Origin of the sequence: Mangrovactinospora gilvigrisea, assembly GCF_001879105.1 — a bacterium.
Classification (GTDB): domain Bacteria; phylum Actinomycetota; class Actinomycetes; order Streptomycetales; family Streptomycetaceae; genus Mangrovactinospora; species Mangrovactinospora gilvigrisea.
In genome coordinates, this window is the sequence record NZ_MLCF01000046.1 from 22,792 (window position 1) to 33,158 (window position 10,367).

General features: G+C 73.0%; 10 protein-coding genes and 3 tRNA genes. 12 read left to right on the top strand and 1 reads right to left on the bottom strand.

Annotated features, from left to right (window positions below; all coding sequences use genetic code 11):
- The first annotated feature begins 472 nt into the window (after positions 1-472).
- From BIV57_RS10280 to BIV57_RS25090, 8 genes are all read left to right on the top strand, one after another.
- Positions 473-670, top strand: a complete 198-nt coding sequence (locus BIV57_RS10280; protein WP_071656405.1) for a hypothetical protein — start codon at positions 473-475, stop codon at positions 668-670.
- 164 nt (positions 671-834) lie between these two features.
- Positions 835-1,635 carry a fumarylacetoacetate hydrolase family protein gene (locus BIV57_RS10285; RefSeq protein ID WP_071656406.1) on the top strand — a complete coding sequence of 267 codons (801 nt, stop codon included), beginning with the start codon at positions 835-837 and terminating at the stop codon, positions 1,633-1,635.
- Positions 1,628-3,136 carry a glutamate--tRNA ligase gene (gltX, locus tag BIV57_RS10290; protein ID WP_071656407.1) on the top strand — a complete coding sequence of 503 codons (1,509 nt, stop codon included), beginning with the start codon at positions 1,628-1,630 and terminating at the stop codon, positions 3,134-3,136. The genes BIV57_RS10285 and gltX overlap by 8 nt, the downstream gene beginning before the upstream one ends.
- Before the next feature lie 205 nt (positions 3,137-3,341).
- Positions 3,342-3,413, top strand: a tRNA-Gln gene (locus BIV57_RS10295).
- Between the two features lie 56 nt (positions 3,414-3,469).
- A tRNA-Glu gene (locus BIV57_RS10300) sits at positions 3,470-3,542 on the top strand.
- 56 nt (positions 3,543-3,598) lie between these two features.
- Positions 3,599-3,674 (top strand) — tRNA-Glu (locus BIV57_RS10305).
- A 69-nt stretch (positions 3,675-3,743) separates the two neighbouring features.
- Positions 3,744-4,475, top strand: a complete 732-nt coding sequence (locus tag BIV57_RS10310; protein WP_071656408.1) for an ABC transporter ATP-binding protein — start codon at positions 3,744-3,746, stop codon at positions 4,473-4,475.
- Positions 4,472-6,112 carry a DUF6297 family protein gene (locus tag BIV57_RS25090; protein ID WP_071656409.1) on the top strand — a complete coding sequence of 547 codons (1,641 nt, stop codon included), beginning with the start codon at positions 4,472-4,474 and terminating at the stop codon, positions 6,110-6,112. The genes BIV57_RS10310 and BIV57_RS25090 overlap by 4 nt, the downstream gene beginning before the upstream one ends.
- 87 nt (positions 6,113-6,199) lie before the next feature.
- On the opposite strand, the gene BIV57_RS10320 is transcribed toward BIV57_RS25090, so the two are convergent.
- Positions 6,200-6,916: an IclR family transcriptional regulator gene (locus BIV57_RS10320; RefSeq protein WP_071656410.1), complete on the bottom strand. Its 717-nt coding sequence runs from the start codon at positions 6,914-6,916 to the stop codon at positions 6,200-6,202.
- 123 nt (positions 6,917-7,039) lie between these two features.
- Here BIV57_RS10320 and leuC point away from each other — a divergent pair, with 123 nt between their 5' ends.
- From leuC to BIV57_RS10340, 4 genes are all read left to right on the top strand, one after another.
- Entirely contained in the window at positions 7,040-8,473 is a 1,434-nt protein-coding gene (leuC, locus tag BIV57_RS10325) for a 3-isopropylmalate dehydratase large subunit (protein WP_071656411.1), read from the top strand.
- A gap of 6 nt (positions 8,474-8,479) precedes the next feature.
- Positions 8,480-9,085: a 3-isopropylmalate dehydratase small subunit gene (leuD, locus tag BIV57_RS10330; protein WP_071656412.1), complete on the top strand. Its 606-nt coding sequence runs from the start codon at positions 8,480-8,482 to the stop codon at positions 9,083-9,085.
- Positions 9,086-9,176: 91 nt separating this feature from the next.
- The gene (locus tag BIV57_RS10335; protein ID WP_071656413.1) at positions 9,177-9,389 is read left to right on the top strand and encodes an SCO5555 family protein; all 213 of its coding nucleotides are present in this window, start codon (positions 9,177-9,179) and stop codon (positions 9,387-9,389) included.
- Between the two features lie 211 nt (positions 9,390-9,600).
- Complete coding sequence (locus tag BIV57_RS10340) at positions 9,601-10,296, top strand: HU family DNA-binding protein (protein WP_071656414.1); 696 nt, start codon at positions 9,601-9,603, stop codon at positions 10,294-10,296.
- Positions 10,297-10,367: the final 71 nt, after the last annotated feature.

A 10,367-nucleotide genomic window follows, 5' to 3' on the forward strand; every position in this document is an offset into this window, starting at 1 on the left:
ACCGGGAGGGGCTCCCGGGATGCGATCCGACGCCGCGTGCGCGTGGGGTGGACGGCGGCGGTCCGTGGAATTCCAGCACAGCGCTCCAACCCCAACAAGGGCCGGGGTCGGCGTCCGGCGCGCCGCCACCGAGCGCATCCGGTCATGCGCACGACGTGGTCAAATCGGGGGTGCGATGTCTCGCTTTTCCGATATCTGTTGCTTCGGGGGGCGGAGCGCGCCGTGACCCGACCGCTACTTACCGGTGAGTCAGAACGCCGAAGCCGGGCGCTTTGTAGGCATTTATCGGGGTGAATCGTTGTCATGTGACAACTGCCCCACTGGTACCCCAGAACGAAAAGTGAGGAAACTCACAGGTCGAATGCGGTTGAGGTCACGCCGAGGTCAACGTTTCGGGTACGAACCGGCGTCCTACGCTGGAAGGCGAGAACCGTTTCGCAACCCTGTCGAACAACCTTGGAGTGACGCACCGGTGCCGCACCGTCAGACCGCCTCCCCCCGGCGCTACGCCAACCCCCGCCGGACCACGCTCGTCCACGCCGGCCCCGATCTCCGCATCGAGCCCGGCGCGCTGCCCGAGATCCACCGCGAGGTGCTGCCCGACGCCACCGCCAACCCGCGCCGCACCGTGCTCGACACGCTGCCCGAGTGGCGCCCCGCGGCCGGCTGACACCGCCCGGGGTATTGCATTACGCCCCGCCGGCGCACCGGCGATAACCTGGACCGGCCCGACGGATCACCGCGGGCCGGTCCTCTTCTTCTCGTGCCGCGGCCGGCGCCCCGACGGGTGCCGTGCCCCATCCGCGCCAACGAAGACAGGAAGCCGATCCAGCCGTGCGCATCGCCAGGTTCTCCAAGGACGGGCAGATCTCCTTCGGGGTGGTCGAACACGACCCCGCGAAGGGCAGCAGCCCCGACGAGCTCGCCAGCCTGACCGTCGCCGCCGTCCTGCGGCAGGACGACGGATCCCTCAAGCCGACGGGGACGAGCCACGCCCTGGGCGACGTGCGGCTGCTGCCGCCCGTCCTGCCCAGCAAGATCGTGGCTTTCGGCCGCAACTACGCCGAGCACGCCGCCGAGCTGGGCAACGAGGTCCCCGACGTACCGGTCACCTTCCTCAAGCCCTCCACCTCGGTGGTCGGCCCCGGCGACCCGGTGCCCTACCCGTCCTTCTCCTCCGAGGTGCACCACGAGGCCGAACTGGCCGTGGTGATCGGACGGGTGTGCCGGGACGTCCCCGTCGAGCGCGTCCCCGAGGTGATCCTCGGCTACACCTGCGCCAACGACCTCACCGCCCGCGACGCCCAGCGCGCCGAGAAGCAGTGGGCCCGCGCCAAGGGCTTCGACGGCGCCTGCCCGCTCGGCCCGTGGATCGAGAACGAACTCGATCCGGCCGACCTCGCCGTCACCTGCACCGTCAACGGAGAGGTCCGGCAGTCCGGCCGCACCTCCCAGATGATCAGGTCCGTCGCGGAGCAGATCGCCTTCGTCAGCCAGGCGATGACGCTCCTGCCCGGCGACGTCATCCTCACCGGCACCCCCGCGGGCGTCGGCCCCGTCCAGGTCGGCGACGAGGTCGCCGTCACCATCGAAGGCATCGGCACTCTCACCAACCGGATGGTCAAGCGTGACTAGCAGCACCCCTCCCTCCGACCGCCCGTCCGACATCCGCGTGCGGTACGCCCCGTCCCCGACGGGCAACCCGCACGTCGGGCTCATCCGCACCGCCCTCTTCAACTGGGCGTACGCCCGCCGCAACGGCGGCAAGGTGGTCTTCCGCATCGAGGACACCGACACCGCGCGCAGCACGGAGGAGTCGTACCGGGACATCCTCGACGCCTGGCGCTGGCTCGGCCTCGACTGGGACGAGGGCGTCGAGGTCGGCGGCGAGCACGGCCCCTACCGCCAGTCGGAGCGGATGGACGTCTACCGGGACGTGGTGGAGAAGCTCAAGGACGCCGGCCGCGCCTACCCGTGCTACTGCAGCCCCGAGGAGCTGGAGGCCCGCCGCGACGCGGCCCGCGCCGCCGGCAGGCCGTCCGGCTACGACGGCCGCTGCCGCGACCTCACCGGCGAGCAGATCGCCGCCTACCGCGCCGAGGGCCGCAAGCCGGTGCTGCGCTTCCGGATGCCCGACCGCACCATCACCTTCCCGGACCTGGTGCGCGGCGAGCTCACCTTCGAGCCGGAGCACGTCCCCGACTACACCCTGCTGCGCGCCGACGGCAGCCCGCTCTACACCCTCACCAACCCGGTGGACGACGCCCTGATGGGCATCACCCATGTGCTGCGCGGCGAGGACCTGCTCTCCTCCACCCCCCGCCAGATCGCCCTCTACGAGGCGCTCGGCGAGGTGGGCGTCACCGACGGCCGCGTCCCGCTCTTCGGCCACCTGCCGTACGTGATGGGCGAGGGCAACAAGAAGCTCTCCAAGCGCGACCCGCAGGCCAGCCTCAACCTCTACCGGGAGCGCGGCTTCCTGCCCGAGGGGCTGCTCAACTACCTCGCCCTGCTGGGCTGGTCGATGGGCCCCGACCAGGACCGCTTCTCGATGGCCGAGCTGGTCGCCGCGTTCGACGTCGCCGACGTCAACCCCAACCCGGCCCGCTTCGACCTGAAGAAGGCCGAGGCGATCAACGCCGAGCACATCCGGATGCTGGAGGCGGACGACTTCGCCGCCCGCCTGGTGCCGTTCCTCTTCGACGCCGCCGCCGGCGGGCCGACGAAGGAGCAGCTCGACCTGCTCGCGCAGGCGGCGCCGCTCGTCCAGGAGCGGATGACGGTGCTCGACGAGGTGAAGGGGATGCTCGGGTTCCTCTTCGTCGCCCCGGAGGACTTCGCCGTCGACGAGGCCGACGCCGCCAAGATCCTCAAGGGCAACGCGGGCGAGGTGCTGGACGCGGCGACCGCCGCGCTGGAGGCGCTCGACACCTGGGCCACCGCCCCCATCGAGGAGGCGCTGCGCACCGCGCTCATCGACGGGCTCGGCCTCAAGCCGCGAGTCGCCTTCGGCGCGCTGCGCGTCGCCGTCACCGGCCGCCGCGTGTCGCCGCCGCTCTTCGAGTCGATGGAGCTGCTGGGCCGCGACGAGTCGCTCCGCCGGCTGCGCGCCGCCCGCCCGCTCGTGCAGGCCTGAGGCGCGCCCCGGCAGCCCGTCCCGGCCCCCCGGGCCGGGCGGGCTGCCGGGGCGAACGGGCGGCGGCGGCGACCGCCGCGCACCGTGACGTGCCCGCAAACCCGTTTTGGAGCACGGCCCCGCATCGGGTAATGTTCTTCCTGCGCCGCCCGAGAGGGCAGCGCGCGAAACACCGAGAAGCCCCCCGGCAGGGGGAGCAGCTCAGTGGGGTATGGGGTAATTGGCAGCCCGGCTGATTCTGGTTCAGCTAGTCTAGGTTCGAGTCCTGGTACCCCAGCGAGACTTTCTCGCTGGTCACAGCAGCATCGCAGTACATCAGCAGAAGTCAGCTAGGGCCCCGTTGTGTAGCGGCCTAGCACGCCGCCCTCTCAAGGCGGTAGCGCCGGTTCGAATCCGGTCGGGGCTACAGGATCCCTCTCGCGGGGATCGCGCAGGCACCACGCGTCAGCGTGGTTCGCTAGGGGCCCCGTTGTGTAGCGGCCTAGCACGCCGCCCTCTCAAGGCGGTAGCGCCGGTTCGAATCCGGTCGGGGCTACCACATCGCTGAAGATCAGGCCCTTCGCACCTGCGGAGGGCTTCTTCGTTTGCCCCACCCAGCGGAGGCCCCATGGGCAGCAAGAAGAAGAGCAGCGCCGCCGAGAGGCCCAAGGCCCCCGCCCCGCTCCTCCGCCTCCACCGCATCAGCCGCACCTACGGCGACCGCGAGGCGCTGCTCCCGCTCTCCCTCGACCTGCCGGCCGGCCGCTGCGTCGCCCTCTACGGCCACAACGGCTCCGGCAAGTCCACCATGCTGCGGATCGCCTCCGGCCGCGACAAACCCACCACCGGCACCGTCGAGTTCGACGGCCGCCCGATGGACGAGGACGACCCCGAGGTCCGCGCCCGCGTCGCCGTCGTCGGCGACACCGTCGCCTGCTACCCCGACCTCACCGTCCGCGAGCACCTCGAACTGGTCACCGTCGCCCACGGGGTGGCCGACGCCGCCGGCTGGATCGACCAGGTGCTCGAGGACCGCCGGCTCGCCGACCACGGCGACGCCCTGCCGTCCTCGCTCTCCTCCGGGCAGATGCAGTCGCTGCTGCTCGCCGCGGCCCTGGTCCGCCCCCGCGACCTGCTCGTCCTGGACGAGCCCGAGCAGCGCCTCGACCCCGGCGCCCGGCGCCGCCTCGCCGAACTCCTCGTCGGCGAGAAGGAGGACGGCGTCGCCGTGCTCCTCGCCACCCACCACCCCGAGCTCGCCGAGGAGGTCGCCGACCGCATGATCGCGCTGGAGGACGGCCGGGTCATCGCGGACGGCAAGCCCGCCGCGGTGCTCGCCCAGACGGGCATCCACGCATGAGCGGCTGGGGTCCGGAGGACGACCGCACCCCGGTCGCCCTCGCCTGGCTGCGCATCAAGCGCCGCGCCCACCGCGCCCAGCGCAACCGCGACCTCGGCTTCATCCTCTACGCCGTGGTGCTGATCGGCATCGGCTGGGGCTCCACCGTCGTCTACCGGACGGTCCACGGGCTGGTCCTCAACTCGCTGCACGGCAACCTCGGCCCCGCGCTGCTGCGCACCCTGCCCGCCGGGCTGGTGCTGATCGGCGCCGCGCTGGCGCTGCTGGCCGCCCGGGACGGGCTGTGGCGCGGCCCGGTGGTCGTCCCCGGCCCGACGGTCTCCTGGCTGCTCGGCCAACCGGTGGACCGCGCCCGGGTGCTCCGGCCCTGGTTCCGGAACAACGCCCTGGCGGGCGCGGTCGTCGGGGCGCTCTGCGCGCTCGGCGGGGCCGTCCTGCTCGCCTACGTCCACCTGGCGTCCTTCGGCGTGGCGTTCGCCGCCCTGCTGGCGCCGGGGCTCGGCCTGCCGCTGCTGGCGGCCGCGCTGGGCGCCGCGGTGGAGCGGCGTCCCCGACTCGCCTCGCTGGTGCGGCGGTTGAGCCCGTTCGCGGCGCTGGCGCTGGTGGCGGTGGCCGCGCAGACGGTCTTCGCCTGGCTGGGGCACCCGGTGCGGGTGCTGGAGCGGATCGAGCTGTGGTCCGGCCCGTGGGGCTGGGCGGCGCAGCCGGTGATCCGCGCCTCCGGCGGCTCGGCGCCCGGCTGGTGGGCCGCGCTGGCGCTGCTGGCGGCGGCGAGCGCGTGGGCGCTGTGGCAGGCCTGGCGGGACGCGGCCGCGGTGCCCAACGCGGCGCTGCGGGCGCGGGCGGCGACGGCGTCCACGGTGGCGTCCGTCGGCTGGTCGGTCGAACTCCGCGCCGCGCGGCTGGCGGTGGCGCAGGCCACCGCGGGCGACGGGCGGCGCCGGCTGCCCCGGCTGCCGATGCCGAAGCGGCGGGCGCTGCTGGTGCCCTGGCGGGACGCGACGGCGCTGCTGCGGGCGCCCGGCCGGGTGGGCCGGGCGGTGCTGTGGACGGCGGCGGGCGCGGCGGCCGCGGGCTGGGCGACCGCCCTGCCGGGCGCCGAGCGGGGGTTGATGCTGGTGGCCGCGCTGGTGCTGGGCTACGTCGGCGTCGCGACGCTGGCCGAGTCGGCGCGGGTGGAGACGGACGACCTGCGGCGGGCGGCGTGGTCGCCGTTCCGGATGTCGTCGCTGATGCTGCGCCACACCGTCGTCCCGGCGCTCGCCGGGGCGGTGTTGGGGGCGCTGGAGGCGATCCCGTTCGCGCTGCGCGGCGGGGAGGCGCGGTGGGCGCTGCTGGTGATGCCGCTGTGCGCGGTGCCGTTCGCGGTGGCCGCGGTCTACGGCGCGTGCCGGGGGCCGGTCCGCTCGGACCGGATGATCCTCGGCGCCCCGACGCCGGCGGGCGACCCGGGCATCTTCGTCTTCCTCGCCTGGTACTGGGCCGCCCCGTTGATCTCGGTGACGGTGCTGACGGTGACGCTGCTCTTCGTCATCGCCGGCTCCTCCCCGCTGAACGTCATCGCCCCCGCCGTCGCCCTGACCGCCCTGCTCCTCGCCCTGGTCCGCTGGCAGGCCGGCCGCCTGTTGAAGCGCTGACGCGCCCCGGCGCCCGCTCGCCCTGCGCAGCAGGGTGGACGGGGTGCCGGGGCAAAGGGGCGGCGAACGGCGACCACAGCCGACCCGTCAGTTCCCGCGATGCAGCGCCTCACTGAGCCGAGCCGCCGCATCCACGATCGCGGCGGCATGCATCCGCCCCGGCTGCCGCGTCAACCGCTCGATCGGCCCGGACACCGACACCGCCGCCACCACCCGGTTCGACGGCCCCCGCACCGGCGCCGACACCGACGCGACGCCCGGCTCCCGCTCCCCGACGCTCTGCGCCCACCCGCGCCGCCGCACCCCGCTCAGCGCCGTCGCGGTGAACCGCGCCCCCTGCAGCCCGCGGTGCAGCCGCTCCGGCTCCTCCCACGCCAGCAGGATCTGCGCCGCCGACCCCGCCTTCATCGGCAGCGTCGACCCCACCGGCACGGTGTCCCGAAGGCCGGACAGCCGCTCGGCCGCGGCCACGCAGACCCGCATGTCGCCCTGCCGCCGGTAGAGCTGGGCGCTCTCCCCGGTGACGTCCCGCAGATGCGTCAGCACCGGCCCGGCCGCCGCCAGCAGCCGGTCCTCGCCCGCCGCGGCGGCGAGTTCGCCGAGCCGCGGGCCGAGCACGAAGCGCCCCTGCATGTCGCGTGCCACCAGCCGGTGGTACTCGAGTGCGACCGCGAGGCGGTGCGCCGTGGGGCGGGCGAGGCCCGTGGAGGCCACGAGCCCGGCCAGCGTGGTGGGCCCGGCCTCCAGTGCGCTCAGCACCGCGGTGGCCTTGTCAAGAACGCCGACGCCGCTAGAGTTGTCCATGAAACGATATTGCAGTCTCAGATGGCGAGACGCAAGTTCGCCGAGACGGAAACCTTGGCAGTCTGACGGACATCACACCCGAATCAACTTAGGACGGCAGTGCTGCCGCCCGAAGGGACAGCGATGGGACGCACACTGGCGGAGAAGGTCTGGGACGACCATGTCGTCCGGCGCGCCGAGGGCGAGCCTGACCTCCTGTTCATCGACCTCCACCTGATCCACGAGGTCACCAGCCCCCAGGCGTTCGAGGGGCTCCGCGCGGCCGGCCGGCCGGTCCGCCGCACGGACCTCACCATCGCCACCGAGGACCACAACACCCCGACGCTCGACATCGACAAGCCGATCGCCGACCCGGTCTCCCGCAACCAGATCGAGACGCTGCGCAAGAACTGCGCCGAGTTCGGCGTCCGGCTGCACTCGCTGGGCGACCGCGAGCAGGGCGTCGTCCACGTGGTGGGCCCCCAGCTGGGGCTCACCCAGCCCGGCACCACCGTGGTCTGCGGCGACAGCCACACCTCCACCCACGGCGCCTTCGGCGCCCTGGCGTTCGGCATCGGCACCAGCCAGGTCGAGCACGTGCTGGCCACCCAGACGCTGCCGATGGCGCCGTTCAGGACCATGGCGGTCACCGTCGAGGGCGAACTCCCCGAGGGCGTCACGGCCAAGGACCTGATCCTCGCCGTCATCGCGCAGATCGGCACCGGCGGCGGCCAGGGCTACGTCATCGAGTACCGCGGCAGCGCCATCGAGAAGCTGTCGATGGAGGCCCGCATGACGATCTGCAACATGTCGATCGAGGCGGGCGCCCGGGCCGGCATGATCGCGCCGGACGCCACCACCTTCGCCTACCTCGAGGGCCGCGACCACGCCCCGCAGGGCGAGGACTGGGACGCCGCCGTCGCCTACTGGAAGACCCTGAGGACCGACGAGGACGCGGCGTTCGACCACGAGGTCGTCATCGACGCCGCCGCGCTCTCCCCGTTCGTCACATGGGGCACCAACCCGGGCCAGGGCGCGCCGCTCTCCGCCGCCGTCCCCGACCCGGCCTCCTTCGCCGACGACTCGGAGCGCCAGGCCGCCGAGAAGGCCCTGGACTACATGGGATTGACGGCCGGCACGCCGCTGCGCGAGGTCGCCGTCGACACCGTCTTCGTCGGCTCCTGCACCAACGGCCGGATCGAGGACCTGCGCGCCGCCGCCGAGGTCATCAAGGGCCGCAAGGTCGCCGACGGCGTCCGGATGCTGGTGGTGCCCGGCTCCGCCCGGGTCGGCCTGCAGGCCGTCGACGAGGGTCTGGACCAGGTGTTCACCGCCGCCGGCGCCGAGTGGCGGCACGCGGGCTGCTCGATGTGCCTGGGCATGAACCCCGACCAGCTGGCCCCGGGGGAGCGCTCCGCGTCCACCTCCAACCGCAACTTCGAGGGGCGGCAGGGCAAGGGCGGCCGCACCCACCTGGTGTCGCCGCGGGTCGCCGCGGCCACCGCGGTGGTCGGCACGCTCGCCTCGCCGGCCGACCTCGCCCGATCCGACAGCACCGCCCCGACGACGGAGGTCTGAGCCGCCATGGAAGCCTTCACCACGCACACCGGCCGGGCCGTTCCGCTGCGCCGGAGCAACGTCGACACCGACCAGATCATCCCGGCCCACTGGCTGAAGAAGATCACCCGCAACGGGTTCGAGGACGGGCTCTTCGAGGCCTGGCGCAAGGACCCGGAGTTCGTGCTGAACCGCCCCGAGCGGCAGGGCGCCTCGGTGCTCGTCGCCGGGCCCGACTTCGGCACCGGCTCCTCCCGGGAGCACGCCGCCTGGGCGCTGCAGAACTACGGCTTCAAGGCCGTGATCTCCTCCCGCTACGCGGACATCTTCCGCGGCAACTCCCTGAAGAACGGCCTGCTGACGGTGGTGCTGCCGCAGCCGGTGGTGGAGCGGCTCTGGGAGATCACCGAGGCCGACCCGACCGCCGAGATCACCGTCGACCTGGTCAACCGCCGTGTCACGGCGGGGGATGGGGAGAAGGCGGTGGACGAGCCCTTCGAGTTGGACGACAACACCCGCTGGCGGCTGCTGGAGGGCCTCGACGACATCAGCCTCAGCTTGCGCAACGAGACCGACATCGCCGCCTTCGAGGCCCGCCGGCCGGCGTTCAAGCCGGTGACGCAGGCGCTCTGACGCCTCCTCGACCCCGGTGGCGGCCGACCCGCCACGCACACACCGCGCGCCCCTCCGCAGACGGAGGGGCGCGCGGTGTCACAATCAAGGGGTGGAACGCGACACCGACCTGGAGCTGTTCCGCACCCTCGCCGAGCGGTTGAAGCACGCTCACGCGCTGGTCCAACGCCTGGATGCGCCCGAATCCGTGCGCCGGACGCTGACCCGGCGGCTGCTGGCCATCACGGCGGCGGCCAAGCGGGATCTGGGCGGCGCGGCGCGGCGCCTGGACGGCTTCCTGGCCGAGTTGGAGGCCCGGCGTTGAGCGCCGATCCGGGCCGAGAACGCCCGCTGACAGGCCGTCGCGGAGGCCGTTCCGGGCCCCCGGAAGGGGGTTGGGGGTGCGCTGATGGCCCAACTCATTGCGACACAAGGGTGATATGTCCCCTTTAGTCATTGATTAGCACGGTTTATTTCCCTAACGTGCCGCATGATCAGGTGGACTTGTCCAGTATTCGGCGTTCGTAGAGGAAACCATGAACAAAGCGCAGTTGATCGAGATCGTCGCCCCCCAGCTGGGCGGCCGCAAGAACGCTTCCGACGCCGTCGACGCGGTGCTCGACGCGATCGTCCGGGCCGTGGTGTCCGGCGACCGCGTGTCGGTCACCGGGTTCGGCTCCTTCGAGAAGGTGGACCGCCCCGCGCGGTACGCCCGCAACCCTCAGACGGGCGAGAAGGTCCGCGTCAAGAAGACGTCCGTGCCGCGCTTCCGGGCCGGTCAGGGCTTCAAGGACCTGGTCGGCGGGGGCAAGAAGCTCCCCAAGGACGGCCCGTCCGTCCGCAAGGCCCCCAAGGGCAGCCTGACCGAGGGCGCTTCGGCCCCCGCCAAGAAGACCGCCAAGAAGGCCGCGGCGAAGAAGGCCACGGCCAAGAAGGCGGCCGCCAAGAAGACCGCGGCGAAGAAGACCGCGGCCAAGAAGGCGACCGTGCGCACCGCGGCCGCGTCCACGGCGCGCAAGACCGCCACGGCGCGTACCGGAGCGGCCAAGAAGGCGGCGGCGAAGAAGGCCCCCGCCAGCAAGACGGCGGCCCGCAAGACTGCCACCAAGAAGACCGCGGCCAAGAAGACGACCGCCAAGAAGGCGGCCGTCAAGAAGACCGCGGCCAAGAAGACGACCGCGAAGAAGGCCCCCGCCAAGAAGACGGCGGCCCGCCGCGGCGCCAAGAAGTAACCCCCCACGGCACCCCGCCGCGCCCAGGCCCAGCCTGGGCGGGCGGGGTGCCGGGGCGCAGGGGCGGCGAA